This window comes from Streptomyces sp. NPDC055243 (assembly GCF_044544025.1).
Lineage (GTDB): Bacteria > Actinomycetota > Actinomycetes > Streptomycetales > Streptomycetaceae > Streptomyces.
Map to the genome: position 1 here is coordinate 185688 of NZ_JBITWR010000011.1, position 13459 is coordinate 199146.

Here is a 13459-nt window from a genome sequence, read left to right on the forward strand (position 1 = left end):
CACCACATGGTGCCGCTTGCGGCGGAAGACCTGTCCATGTTCGGCCGTGACCCGTGGTGGCTGGTGGCCGTCAAGGCGGTCTTCTGCTTCGCGTTCCTGATGGTGACGGTGCTCTTCTCCATCGTCTGGGAGCGCAAGGTCGTCGCCTGGATGCAGCTGCGCATCGGGCCCAACCGGCACGGCCCCTGGGGCATGCTGCAGTCCCTCGCGGACGGCATCAAGCTGATGCTCAAGGAAGACCTGATCGTCAAGCGCGCGGACAAGGTGGTCTACATCCTTGCCCCGATCGTCGCGGCGATCCCGGCCTTCATGGCCATCGCGGTGATCCCCTTCGGGCCCGCGGGCAACGAGATCTCGATCTTCGGCCAGCGTACGACGATGCAGCTCACCGACCTGCCGATCGCGATGCTCTACATCCTCGCGGTCGCCTCGGTCGGCATCTACGGCATCGTGCTCGCGGGCTGGAGCTCCGGTTCGACCTATCCGCTCCTGGGCGGCCTGCGCTCCTGCGCGCAGATGATCTCGTACGAGATCGCGATGGGCGCCGCGTTCGCCTCGGTGTTCCTCTACTCCGGGTCGATGTCGACCTCGGCGATCGTGGAGGCGCAGGCGGACCGCTGGTACGTCCTGCTGCTTCCGGTCTCGTTCCTGATCTACATCGTGACGATGATCGGTGAGACCAACCGCGCGCCGTTCGACATGCCGGAGTCCGAGGGCGACCTCGTCGGCGGCTTCAACACCGAGTACTCGTCGATCAAGTTCGCGCTGTTCATGCTCGCCGAGTACGTCAACATGGTCACCGTCTCGGCGGTCTCGGTCACCCTCTTCCTGGGCGGCTGGCGGGCCCCGTACCCGATCAGCACCTTCTGGGAGGGCGCGAACCACGGCTGGTGGCCGATGCTCTGGTTCGTGATCAAGGTCCAGCTGCTGCTGTTCTTCTTCATCTGGCTGCGCGGCACGCTGCCACGCGTCCGCTACGACCAGCTGATGAAGCTCGGCTGGAAGGTCCTGATCCCGGTCTCGGTCGTCTGGCTGATGCTCGTGGCGACGGTCAGGGCGATGCGGAACGAGGAGTACGACTTCACCTCGATCGCGCTCTATGTGGGCGGCGGGGTCATCGCGCTCCTGTTGCTCTCCGTGGTCGTCGACATCTTCCGCGACAAGCGCGAGAAGGAAGCGGCAGCCGAGGAGGAGCCGGTCGCCTTCGACCCGATGGCGGGCGGATTCCCGGTTCCGCCGCTGCCCGGCCAGAGTCTGCCGCCCGTGCCGCGCCGACGCTCGCGCCAGGAGCGGGAGTTGATTGTCAGTGGTGGGCCGGATACTCAAAGTGACGGAACCCGCAGTGACGGAAAGGAGGCGTCCGATGGCTGAGTCGAAGAAAGAGTCACACCAGTCGCAGCACGAGTCGAACCAATCGAAGCAGGGGTTCCAGAACCCCGTCGCGGGCTTCGGCGTGACCTTCAAGGCCATGTTCAAGAAGCGGCTGACCGAGCAGTATCCGGAGCAGGAGAAGACCACCGCTCCCCGCTTCCACGGCAGGCACCAGCTCAATCGCCATCCGGACGGCCTGGAGAAGTGCATCGGCTGTGAGCTCTGCGCCTGGGCCTGCCCCGCGGACGCGATCTATGTGGAGGGCGCGGACAACACCGAGGAGGAGCGCTACTCCCCGGGCGAGCGGTACGGCCGCGTCTACCAGATCAACTACGCCCGCTGCATCCTGTGCGGCCTGTGCATCGAGGCGTGCCCCACGCGCGCGTTGACGATGACGAACGAGTTCGAGCTGGCCGACAGCAGCCGCGAGAAGCTCATCTTCACCAAGGAGCAGCTGCTCGCCGGCCTGGAGGAAGGCATGGTCGAGTCACCGCACTCGATCTTCCCGGGCACGGACGAGCAGGACTACTACCGCGGTCTGGTGACGGAAGCGGCGCCCGGCACGGTTCCCCAAGTCGCCCTCTCCAAGGGGGAGACGCCCCAGGAGGCCGCCTCCACCTTCGGGGACTCCGAGCCCGCGTCGGAGAAGGTGATCCGCCGATGACGCAGCTCGCCGCCTACACCACATCCACCGGTGAGGCCGTCCAGTTCTGGGTGCTCGGCACGGTCGCCGTGATCGGAGCCCTGTGCACGATCCTCATGAAGAAGGCCGTGCACAGCGCGCTCTGCCTCGCCGGGACCATGATCATCCTGGCGGTCTTCTACCTCGCCAACGGGGCGTACTTCCTGGGCATCGTCCAGGTCGTCGTCTACACCGGCGCGATCATGATGCTCTTCCTCTTCGTGGTCATGCTCGTCGGTGTCACCGCCGCCGACTCCCTGAAGGAGACCATCAAGGGGCAGCGCTGGCTGGCCGGCCTCTGCGGCTTCGGCTTCGCCATCCTGCTCTTCGCGGGGATCGGGAACGCCTCGGTGAACGAGTTCGCGGGCCTCGGCAAGGCGAACGCGGGCGGCAACGTGGAGGGCCTCGCCGAGAGCATCTTCACGAAGTACGTCTTCGCCTTCGAGATCACCGGCGCACTGCTCATCACCGCCACCGTCGGCGCGATGGTGCTCACCCACCGCGAGCGCACGGAGCGCGCCAAGACGCAGCGCGAGATGTCCGAGGAGCGCGTGCGCGGCAAGCACCTCCCGCCGCTGCCCGCCCCCGGTGTCTACGCCCGGCACAACGCCGTGGACGTCGCCGGACTGCTCCCCGACGGCACCCCGTCGGAGCTCACGGTCAACAAGACGCTGCGTGAGCGCGGCCAGATCCGCGATGTGTCCGCCGAGGCGCTGGACGACCTGCGGGCCCTCGAACAGCGCTCCACGGAGCGCCTCGAGCGGTCGCCCAAGAGCGAGGAGGCGTCGAAGTGAATCCGGTCAACTACCTGTATCTCGCGGCGCTGTTGTTCTCGATCGGCGCCACCGGCGTGCTGATCAGGCGGAACGCGATCGTGGTCTTCATGTGTATCGAGCTGATGCTCAACGCGTGCAACCTCGCCTTTGTCGCCTTCTCCCGGCTGCACGGCAATCTCGACGGCCAGATCATCGCGTTCTTCACGATGGTCGTCGCCGCGGCGGAAGTCGTGGTCGGCCTCGCGATCATCGTGTCGCTGTTCCGCTCCCGTCACTCGGCCTCGGTCGACGACGCCAGCCTGATGAAGCTGTAAGGGGTCGCTGAAAAGTGGAGAACCTGATCGCGCTGCTCGTAGCGGCGCCTCTGCTCGGAGCGGCCGTACTGCTGTGCGGCGGGCGGCGATTGGACCGTGTGGGCCACTGGCTCGGCACGCTGCTCGCGGCCGCCTCCTTCGTCGTCGGCGTCGTGCTCTTCGCCGACATGCTGGGCAAGGGCGCCGAGGAGCGCTCCCTGTCGCAGCACCTGTTCAGCTGGATCCCCGTGGAGGGCTTCCAGGCGGACATCGCCTTCCAGCTGGACCAGCTGTCGATGACGTTCGTCCTGCTGATCTCCGGTGTCGGCACACTGATCCACATCTACTCCATCGGGTACATGGAGCACGACGAGCGGCGCCGCCGCTTCTTCGGCTACCTGAACCTGTTCCTCGCGGCGATGCTCATCCTGGTCCTCGCCGACAACTACCTCCTCCTGTACGTCGGATGGGAGGGCGTCGGTCTTGCCTCGTACCTCCTGATCGGCTTCTGGCAGCACAAGCCCAGCGCGGCCACCGCCGCGAAGAAGGCCTTCCTGGTCAACAGGGTCGGCGACATGGGCCTCTCGATCGCCATCATGCTGATGTTCACCACCTTCGGGACCTTCGCCTTCGGTCCTGTCCTGGAGGCCACCGGTGAGACGTCGGAGGGCAAGCTGACGGCCATCGGCCTGATGCTGCTGCTCGCGGCCTGCGGCAAGTCGGCCCAGGTGCCGCTCCAGTCCTGGCTCGGCGACGCGATGGAGGGCCCGACCCCGGTCTCGGCCCTCATCCACGCGGCGACGATGGTGACCGCGGGCGTGTACTTGATCGTCCGCTCCGGCGAGATCTTCAACGCCGCACCGGACGCACAGCTGGTCGTCACCGTCGTCGGTGCGGTCACGCTCCTCTTCGGTGCGATCGTCGGTTGCGCGAAGGACGACATCAAGAAGGCCCTCGCCGGGTCGACGATGTCCCAGATCGGGTACATGATCCTGGCCGCGGGCCTCGGCCCCATCGGCTACGTCTTCGCGATCATGCACCTGGTGACGCACGGCTTCTTCAAGGCCGGGCTCTTCCTCGGGGCCGGTTCGGTCATGCACGGCATGAACGACGAGGTCGACATGAGGAAGTACGGCGGCCTCAGGAAGTACATGCCGGTCACCTTCGTGACCTTCGGGCTCGGTTATCTGGCGATCATCGGCTTCCCCGGTCTGTCCGGCTTCTTCTCCAAGGACAAGATCATCGAGGCGGCGTTCGCCAAGGGCGGCACGGAGGGCTGGATCCTCGGCTCGGTAGCGCTGCTCGGCGCCGCGATCACCGCGTTCTACATGACGCGCGTCATGATCATGACCTTCTTCGGAGAGAAGCGCTGGCAGCCGGACGCGGACGGCAACGAGCCGCACCCGCACGAGTCGCCCAGGTCCATGACGATCCCGATGATCGTGCTCGCCTTCGGGTCGGTCTTCGCCGGTGGCTTCTTCAGCATCGGCGACCGCTTCATGCACTGGCTGGAGCCGGTCACCCACCACGACCACGGCCACTCGCCGCTGAGCGCCACCACGGTCACCGGCGCCACCATGGTGGTCCTGCTCATCGGTGTGGCCCTGGCCTACGTCCAGTACGGCCGCAAGCCCGTCCCGGTCACCGCCCCGCGAGGTTCGCTGCTCACCCGGGCGGCCCGGCGCGATCTCCTCCAGGACGACTTCAACCACGTCGTCCTGGTCCGCGGCGGAGAGCACCTCACCCGCTCCCTGGTCTACGTCGACCACACCCTGGTCGACGGAGTCGTCAACGGCACGGCGGCCTCGGTCGGCGGGCTCTCCGGACGGCTGCGCAAGATGCAGAACGGCTATGCCCGCTCCTACGCGGTCTCGATGTTCGGCGGCGTTGCGGTACTCATCGCCGCGACCCTGCTGATGAGGGCGGTCTGATACCGATGTCCTTTCCTCTGCTGACAGCGACGGCGGCCCTGCCCGCGATCGGTGCGATCGCCACGGCGGCCGTCCCGGCCGCCCGGCGGACCGCCGCCAAGTGGCTCGCGCTGCTCGTGTCGCTCGCCACGCTCGCGCTCGCCGTGACCGTGCTCGTGCGGTTCGACCCCGACGGATCCCGCTACCAACTGACCGAGTCCCGCGCCTGGATCGCGGAGTTCGGGGTGCGGTACGAGCTCGGGGTGGACGGCATCGGTGTCGCCCTCATCGCGCTCACCGCACTCCTGATGCCCTTCATCATCCTGGCAGGCTGGCACGACGCCGACCCCCTGGAGACGAAGTCCTCGCGCTGGCGGCCGACTCAGGGCTTCTTCGCCCTGATCCTCGCCGTCGAGGCGATGGTGATCATCTCCTTCGCGGCCACCGACGTCTTCCTCTTCTACATCTTCTTCGAAGCCATGCTCATCCCGATGTACTTCCTCATCGGCGGCTTCGGGGACCGTGCCCACGCGGGCAGCGACGAGAAGGCCTCGGCGCAACGCTCGTACGCGGCCGTGAAGTTCCTCCTCTACAACCTGGTCGGCGGCCTGATCATGCTGGCCGCCGTCATCGGTCTCTACGTGGTGGCGGGGAACTTCTCGCTCCAGGAGATCGCCGAGGCGCGGGCCAACGGCTCGCTGGACATGGCGACCAACACCGAGCGGCTGCTCTTCCTCGGCTTCTTCTTCGCCTTCGCGGTGAAGGCGCCCCTGTGGCCGCTGCACACCTGGCTGCCGAACGCGATGGGCGAGTCCACGGCCCCGGTCGCCGTCCTGATCACGGCCGTGGTCGACAAGGTCGGCACCTTCGCGATGCTGCGGTTCTGCCTCGGGCTCTTCCCCGAGGCGAGCAAGTGGGCGACGCCGGTCATCCTCGTGCTCGCGCTGGTCAGCATCATCTACGGCGCGCTGCTCGCGGTCGGCCAGCGCGACATCAAGCGCCTGGTGGCCTACGCGTCGATCTCGCACTTCGGGTTCATCATTCTCGGCATCTTCGCGATGACCTCCCAGGGGCAGTCCGGCGCGACGCTCTACATGGTCAACCACGGGATCTCGACCGCCGCGCTGATGCTGGTGGCCGGCTTCCTGATCTCGCGGCGCGGTTCGCGGCTCATCGCGGACTACGGAGGGGTGCAGAAGGTCGCCCCGGTGCTCGCGGGCACCTTCCTGATCGGCGGTCTCGCGACGCTCTCGCTGCCGGGACTCGCCCCGTTCGTCAGTGAATTCCTGGTCCTGGTCGGCGCGTTCGCGCGCTATCCCGTGGTCGGGATCATCGCCACCATCGGCATCGTGCTCGCCGCGCTCTACACCCTCGTCCTCTACCAGCGGACGATGACGGGCCCGGTGAAGCCGGAGGTCTCGGCCATGCCGGACCTGCGGGTACGTGAACTCGTGGTCGTCGCACCGCTGATCGCGCTCTTGATCGGCCTCGGTGTCTATCCGAAGCCGCTCACCGACCTGGTGAACCCGGCGGTCAAGCACACCATGTCCGACGTACAGCAGAAGGACCCGAAGCCCGACGTGGAGGCGGCCAAGTGAGCGCATCAGCCGTCCACAGCCTGTGGACAATGGCGTCGGCCGCGGCGCCCCAAGATCAGATCGACAAGATCGACACTCCCACGATCGAGTACGCGCAGCTGTCACCGACGTTGATCGTCATCGGCGCGGCGGTCCTCGGGATCCTCATCGAGGCCTTCGTACCGCGCAAGTCCCGTTACTACGCGCAGGTGTTCGTGGCCGTCGTCGCCCTCACCGCGGCCTTCGCCGCGGTCGTCGGCCTCGCGACCACTGGGTACGGCACGACGAAGGCGCACATCGCCGCCATGGGCGCGATCGCGGTCGACGGACCCGCGCTCTTCCTGCAGGGCACGATCCTCCTCGCGGGACTCGTCGCGATCTTCACCTTCGCGGAGCGGCGGCTCGATCCGGTGACGCATGGCGTTGGGGCCTCCCCTGCTCGAACGAAGTTGAGAGCTTGGGGACGCGTCGACTCGTTCGCCGCGCAGGCCGGTTCCACACCGGGCAGCGAGGGCGAGAAGGCCGCCATGAAGGCCGGGTTCACCACCACAGAGGTGTTCCCGCTGGCCCTCTTCGCGATCGGCGGGATGCTCGTCTTCCCGTCGGCGAACGACCTCCTGACGCTCTTCATCGCCCTCGAGGTCTTCTCGCTGCCGCTCTACCTGCTCTGCGCGCTCGCCCGCCGCAAGCGCCTGATGTCGCAGGAAGCCGCCGTCAAGTACTTCCTGCTCGGCTCGTTCTCCTCGGCGTTCCTGCTCTTCGGGATCGCCCTGCTGTACGGGTACGCGGGCTCGGTGTCGTACGGCACCATCGCGAAGATCGTCGACGGCAGCATCCAGACGGTGAACCCGGCGCTCGCCGACACCATGGGCAACGACGCGCTGCTCCTGATCGGCGCCGCGATGATCGTCATGGGCCTGCTCTTCAAGGTGGGCGCGGTGCCGTTCCACATGTGGACGCCCGACGTGTACCAGGGAGCGCCCACCCCGGTCACCGGCTTCATGGCCGCGGCGACCAAGGTGGCCGCCTTCGGCGCGCTGCTCCGGCTCCTGTACGTGGTCCTGCCGGGGCTGCGCTGGGACTGGCGGCCCGTGATGTGGGGCGTCGTGATCCTCACGATGCTGGCCGGTGCGATCGTCGCGATCACCCAGACCGACATCAAGCGGCTGCTCGCGTACTCCTCGATCGCCCACGCGGGCTTCATCCTCGCCGGTGTCATCGCCATGACCCCGGACGGCATCTCGTCGGTCCTCTTCTACCTGGCGGCCTACTCCTTCGTGACGATCGGCGCGTTCGCCGTGGTCACGCTGGTGCGGGACGCGGGCGGCGAGGCCACGCACCTGTCGAAGTGGGCGGGGCTCGGCCGGCGCTCGCCGCTGGTCGCCGCCGTCTTCGCGGTGTTCCTGCTCGCCTTCGCCGGCATTCCGCTGACCTCCGGGTTCTCCGGAAAGTTCGCGGTCTTCAAGGCGGCGGCCGAGGGCGGCGCCGGTGCGCTTGTCGTGGTCGGTGTGATCTCGTCCGCGATCGCGGCGTTCTTCTACATCCGTGTGATCGTGCTCATGTTCTTCAGCGAGCCGAAGGCGGACGGTCCGACCGTCGCCGTGCCCTCGCCGCTGACGATGACGGCGATCGGCGTGGGCGTGGCGGTGACGCTGGTCCTGGGCGTGGCCCCGCAGTACTTCCTGGATCTGGCGAACCAGGCGGGGGTCTTCGTCCGGTAGCCGCCTGCTCCGGTAGCCCACCTGTTCTACTCGCCGCGGCCCGGCATCCCCTCCGACAGGGGTGCCGGGCCGCAGCCTGTGGATAACTGCCGGAGCTGTCGGTGCGGAGCCCTATCGTGGAGTCTGTGGTCGAAGCGCGGCACACGGGGGCAGGGCGATGGATGGGAACAGTGGCATGAGCGAGGTGACCGTACAGAGCGCGGTGGCGGAGAGTGACGCCCTGCGGACGCTGCACCGCGTCTTCGGATATGACGCCTTCCGCGGTGAGCAGGAAGCGATCATCGAGCACGTGGTCGCGGGCGGGGACTCCGTCGTGCTGATGCCCACCGGTGGCGGCAAGTCGCTCTGCTATCAGATCCCCGCCCTGGTCAGGCCCGGCACCGGCGTGGTCGTCTCCCCCCTCATCGCACTCATGCAGGACCAGGTGGACGCGCTGCGGGCCCTCGGCGTGCGGGCCGGGTTCATCAACTCCACGCAGGACTTCGACGAGCGGCGCGTGATGGAGGCCGAGTTCCTCGCGGGGGAGCTCGACGTGCTGTATCTGGCGCCCGAGCGGCTGCGCCTGGAGGGGACGCTCGATCTGCTCTCCCGCGCCAAGATCTCGGTCTTCGCGATCGACGAGGCGCACTGCGTGGCGCAGTGGGGCCACGACTTCCGCCCGGACTATCTGGCGCTCTCGCTGCTCGGCGAGCGCTGGCCCGACGTGCCGCGGATCGCCCTGACGGCGACGGCGACGCACGCCACGCACCGGGAGATCACCGAGCGGCTCGGCATGCCGGACGCGAAGCACTTCGTGGCGAGCTTCGACCGGCCCAACATCCAGTACCGCATCGTGCCGAAGGCCGAGCCGAAGAAGCAGCTCCTGTCCTTCCTCAAAGAGGAGCACGCGGGCGACGCGGGCATCGTCTACTGCCTCTCGCGCAACTCGGTGGAGAAGACCGCCGAGTTCCTCTGCAAGAACGGCATCGAGGCCGTGCCGTACCACGCGGGCCTGGACGGCAGGACGCGCGCCGCCCACCAGTCCCGCTTCCTGCGGGAGGAGGGCCTGGTCGTCTGCGCCACGATCGCCTTCGGCATGGGCATCGACAAGCCGGACGTCCGGTTCGTCGCCCACCTCGACCTGCCGAAGTCGGTCGAGGGGTACTACCAGGAGACGGGCCGCGCCGGCCGTGACGGCCTGCCCTCCACGGCCTGGATGGCGTACGGCCTGCAGGACGTCGTCCAGCAGCGGAAGATGATCCAGGGCAGCGAGGGGGACGAGGCGTTCCGCCGCCGGGCGGCCTCGCACCTGGACTCGATGCTGGCGCTGTGCGAGACCGCCCAGTGCCGCCGGGTCCAGCTCCTCACGTACTTCGGCCAGGACGCGGACGCGCAGTCCTGCGGCAACTGCGACACCTGCCTGACACCGCCGGAGACCTGGGACGGCACGGTCCCGGCCCAGAAGGTCCTCTCCACGGTCGTGCGCCTCCAGCGCGAGCGCGGCCAGAAGTTCGGCGCGGGCCAGATCATCGACATCCTGCTCGGCAAGAAGACCGCCAAGATCATCCAGTTCGACCACGACCAGCTCTCGGTCTTCGGCATCGGCGAGGAGCTCGCGGAGGCCGAATGGCGGGGCGTGGTGCGGCAGTTGCTGGCCCAGGGACTGCTCGCGGTCGAGGGGGAGTACGGCACGCTGGTCCTGACCGAGGAGAGCGGCACGGTCCTCGGCCGGGAGCGGGAGGTGCGGTTGCGCAAGGAGCCGAAGCGGCCCGCCGCCGCGAAGACCCCGAAGGGCGAGCGGAAGGCGAAGTCCGCGGCGGCCGTCGCCGAGCTGCCGGCGGAATCGGTGCCGGTGTTCGAGGCGCTGCGTGCATGGCGCGGCGCGCAGGCCAAGGAGCTCGGCCTGCCGGCGTACGTGATCTTCCACGACGCCACGCTCCGGGAGATCGCCACACTGCGGCCCACGTCGCTCGCGGAGCTGGGCGGCATCAGCGGCCTGGGCGAGAAGAAACTGGCGACGTACGGAGAGGGCGTGCTTGAGGTCCTCGCGGAGCTGGGCGGAGCGGCCACTCCACCGCCCCCGCAGGCCGCGGTGCCCGAGCAGGCCGCAGCGCCCCCGCAGGCCCCGGAGCCGCGGGAGGCCCCGGAGCCGCCGGAGGAGGAGTGGCCGGAGCCGCCGGACGACTTCTGAGCGGCCGAGGGGCAGCGCCCCAAAGGGGCGCGGGGCTCTGACATGTGCGGCTCCGCCGCGTGGGCGCGACCAGCCACGGTGGCGCCGCAGACGAACCAGGTGCGGAGGGAGCCGGGGGTGAACTCACCCCCGGCCGACAGTCCTACCGCGCCGAGGCGACCCTGCCAGAAACCTCGCCGAGGCCCACCCGGGTGCCATCGGGCCCGGGGGCCCATGCCGTGAGGGTGACCTCGTCCCCGTCCTCCAGGAACGTCCGCTTCCCGTCCGGAAGGACAAGCGGGTCGCGGCCGTTCCAGGTGATCTCGATGAGGGAGCCGTACTGGCCCTCGGAAGGTCCGCTGACCGTGCCCGAGCCGTACAAATCGCCCGTGCGCAGGGACGCGCCGTTCGCCGTCATGTGGGCCAGCTGCTGGGCGGCCGTCCAGTAGACGCTGGAGAAGGGCGGCTCGGAGATGACGTGGCCGTTCAGGGTCACGGTGATGCGCAGGTCGTAGCCGGCGGGCTCGTCCGCGACAGACTCCGCCGAGTCGTCCAGGTAGGGCAGGAGTTCGTGCGTGCGCTCGGGAGGGGCGACCCGCGCCGCGTCCAGGGCTTCGAGGGGGGTGATCCACGCCGAGACCGAGGTGCAGAAGGACTTGCCGAGGAACGGCCCGAGGGGGACGTACTCCCAGGCCTGGATGTCGCGCGCCGACCAGTCGTTGAGCAGGGTCAGGCCGAAGACGTGGTCACGGAAGTCCGCGAGCGGCACCGGGGTGCCCAGCTCCGACGGCGTACCCACGACGAAGCCGACCTCGGCCTCGATGTCCAGGCGGACGGAGGGTCCGAAGACCGGGGCGGTCTCCGCGGGAGCCTTGCGCTGCCCGGACGGGCGTACCACTTCAGTTCCAGAGACCACAACGGTGCCGGACCGGCCGTGGTAACCGATGGGGAGGTGCTTCCAGTTCGGGGTCAGCGGGGTCGGAGCGTCAGGGCGGAAGATCTGCCCCAGGTGGGTCGCGTGGTGCTCGGAGGCGTAGAAGTCCACATAGTCCGCGACCTCGAAGGGGAGGTGCAGCCTGACCTCGGACAACGGGTGCAGCAGGGGGCGCACGACCTCGCGGTGCGCCGGGATCGTGACCCAAGCGGTGAGCGCGCGCCGCACGTCGGACCAGGCCGTGCGGCCCGCGGCGAGCAGCGGGTTGAGCGTGGGCCCGGCGAGCAGCGAGACGTAGGGCGAGCCGAGCGCGGCGGCCGCGGCCCCCGCGTCGAGGACGTGATCACCGAGTCGTACGCCGACCCGGCGCTCCGTGGTCCCGGGCGCGTCCCCGGCCAGGGAGAACACGCCGTACGGGAGATTGTGCGGCCCGAAGGGATCGCCCTCCGCGAGAGCGAACGGGTCGCTTACGGAGCGGACGGAAGGGTCGCTTCCGCCCTGATCGAGCGGGGTGTGCTCGGACATGCGTACCTGCCTCGCTTTCCATATGGGTGTGCCACACGTTACGTGGAAGCCCCCGGTTGGGGCAGTGTCTAAAGAGTTCGCAATGTCCGAATAAGCCTTGCTGGAGTGGTCAGTTCCGGCTTAGCGTCCTTTGGGGGACGCGGACGGGGTGGGTCCGGGTCAGACGGAGGGACACGTGGGGGGACCCGTGGCCATGAGGAACTACAGCGTGCCCTTCGCGGTGGACCGTGAGGTGCCCGGCCTGATCGTGAAGTTCGGCAACTATCCGCTGCACCACGGAGGTGTGGGCGCGATCCGCAGCCTCGGGCGGCTCGGCGTTCCCATGTACGCGATCACGGAGGACCGCTACACACCGGCCGCCGCCTCGCGCCATCTCACCCGCGCCTTTCCCTGGCCGACCACGGGGGCGGAGGAGCCGGAGCGGCTCGTCGAGGGGATGCTGCGCGTCGCGCGCCGGATCGGCAGGCCCACGGTCCTGATCCCGACCGACGAGGAAGCGGCCGTCCTCATCGCCGAGCACCAGGGCGCGCTGGGCGGGGCCGGGTTTCTCTTCCCGCGCGTGGAGCCGGAGTTGCCGCGTCGCCTCGCCAGCAAGCAGGGCCTGCACGAGCTGTGCGTGGAGCACGGCATAGCCTCGCCGGCCGCGTGCTTCCCCGAGAGCTACGGCGACATAGTGGAGTTCGCCGCCGGGGCGGTCTTCCCGGTGGTCGCCAAGAACCGCGAGGCGTTCACGCGCCGCTCCCGCCCCGCGGTGAACGGGACGACGCGCATAGAGACCCCCGGGGGCCTGCTCGGCCTCGCCCGTGACTGGGGCGAGCGGCCCGGAGTGATACTCCAGGAGTACCTGCCCAGGGAGCAGGCCGAGGACTGGATCGTGCACGCGTACTTCGACGCGGACTCGGAGCCGCGCGCGATCTTCACGGGCGTCAAGGTGCGCTCCTGGCCCCCGCACGCGGGGATGACGGCGAACGCGTACGTCGTCGACAACCCGGAACTCGCGGACCTCGCCGCACGTTTCATCAAACAGATCGGCTTCACCGGCGTCATCGACCTCGACCTGCGCTTCGACCGGCGCGACGGTCAGTACAAACTGCTCGACTTCAACCCCCGCATGGGCGCACAGTTCCGACTCTTCGAGAACGAGTCGGGGATCGACGTCATCCGTGCGATGCACCTGCATCTGACGGGCCGCCCGGTCCCCGAGGGGGAACAGCGCGCCGGTCATCGGTATGTCGTGGAGAACATCGACCTGCCCGCCCTCCTCGCCTACCGCCGCAGTGGCTACACCACACCGCACGCGCCCCCGCACGCGCGCGGCACGGAGCTTGCCTGGCTCGCGGCGGACGACATGAAGCCGTTCTTCACGATGCTCGCGCGCTTCGTGCGGCCCGGGGCGAAGCATCTGTATCAGCTCTGGCGCACGAACAGACGCGGCAGCAGCGCGAGCTGACCACCCGTCACGGCGGGCGTCACGGCGCGCGCCACCACAACTGAATCCAGTGGTTCCAGCTGAATCCAGTG

General features: G+C 68.6%; 10 protein-coding genes. 9 read left to right on the forward strand and 1 reads right to left on the reverse strand.

All coding sequences use genetic code 11. The features are described 5' to 3' along the window. Window positions 1-6: 6 nt before the first annotated feature. The 8 genes from nuoH to recQ all read left to right on the forward strand — a co-directional run bounded on the left by nuoH (window position 7) and on the right by recQ (window position 10500). Window positions 7-1371: an NADH-quinone oxidoreductase subunit NuoH gene (gene nuoH, locus ACIGXX_RS29750; RefSeq protein WP_351170446.1), complete on the forward strand. Its 1365-nt coding sequence runs from the start codon at window positions 7-9 to the stop codon at window positions 1369-1371. Next, a complete protein-coding gene (gene nuoI, locus ACIGXX_RS29755; protein ID WP_366461874.1) occupies window positions 1364-2035 on the forward strand; it encodes an NADH-quinone oxidoreductase subunit NuoI in 672 nt (223 codons plus the stop codon). The genes nuoH and nuoI overlap by 8 nt, the downstream gene beginning before the upstream one ends. Next, the gene (locus ACIGXX_RS29760; protein ID WP_351170238.1) at window positions 2032-2847 is read left to right on the forward strand and encodes an NADH-quinone oxidoreductase subunit J; all 816 of its coding nucleotides are present in this window, start codon (window positions 2032-2034) and stop codon (window positions 2845-2847) included. Before nuoI ends, ACIGXX_RS29760 begins: the two co-directional genes overlap by 4 nt. After that, complete coding sequence (nuoK, locus tag ACIGXX_RS29765; RefSeq protein ID WP_249588397.1) at window positions 2844-3143, forward strand: NADH-quinone oxidoreductase subunit NuoK; 300 nt, start codon at window positions 2844-2846, stop codon at window positions 3141-3143. Before ACIGXX_RS29760 ends, nuoK begins: the two co-directional genes overlap by 4 nt. A 14-nt stretch (window positions 3144-3157) precedes the next feature. After that, on the forward strand, window positions 3158-5053 hold the full coding sequence (gene nuoL, locus ACIGXX_RS29770; protein WP_351170242.1) for an NADH-quinone oxidoreductase subunit L: 1896 nt from the start codon (window positions 3158-3160) through the stop codon (window positions 5051-5053). A gap of 5 nt (window positions 5054-5058) precedes the next feature. Then, the gene (locus ACIGXX_RS29775) at window positions 5059-6630 is read left to right on the forward strand and encodes an NADH-quinone oxidoreductase subunit M (protein ID WP_351170245.1); all 1572 of its coding nucleotides are present in this window, start codon (window positions 5059-5061) and stop codon (window positions 6628-6630) included. After that, window positions 6627-8330, forward strand: coding sequence for an NADH-quinone oxidoreductase subunit NuoN (gene nuoN / locus ACIGXX_RS29780; protein ID WP_399980229.1), 1704 nt, complete (start codon window positions 6627-6629; stop codon window positions 8328-8330). Before ACIGXX_RS29775 ends, nuoN begins: the two co-directional genes overlap by 4 nt. Before the next feature lie 175 nt (window positions 8331-8505). Continuing rightward, on the forward strand, window positions 8506-10500 hold the full coding sequence (recQ, locus tag ACIGXX_RS29785; RefSeq protein ID WP_351170251.1) for a DNA helicase RecQ: 1995 nt from the start codon (window positions 8506-8508) through the stop codon (window positions 10498-10500). A gap of 142 nt (window positions 10501-10642) precedes the next feature. On the opposite strand, the gene fahA is transcribed toward recQ, so the two are convergent. After that, a complete protein-coding gene (fahA, locus tag ACIGXX_RS29790) occupies window positions 10643-11938 on the reverse strand; it encodes a fumarylacetoacetase (protein WP_351170254.1) in 1296 nt (431 codons plus the stop codon). A 193-nt stretch (window positions 11939-12131) separates the two neighbouring features. Here fahA and ACIGXX_RS29795 point away from each other — a divergent pair, with 193 nt between their 5' ends. After that, window positions 12132-13388, forward strand: coding sequence for an ATP-grasp domain-containing protein (locus ACIGXX_RS29795; RefSeq protein WP_366461877.1), 1257 nt, complete (start codon window positions 12132-12134; stop codon window positions 13386-13388). Window positions 13389-13459: the final 71 nt, after the last annotated feature.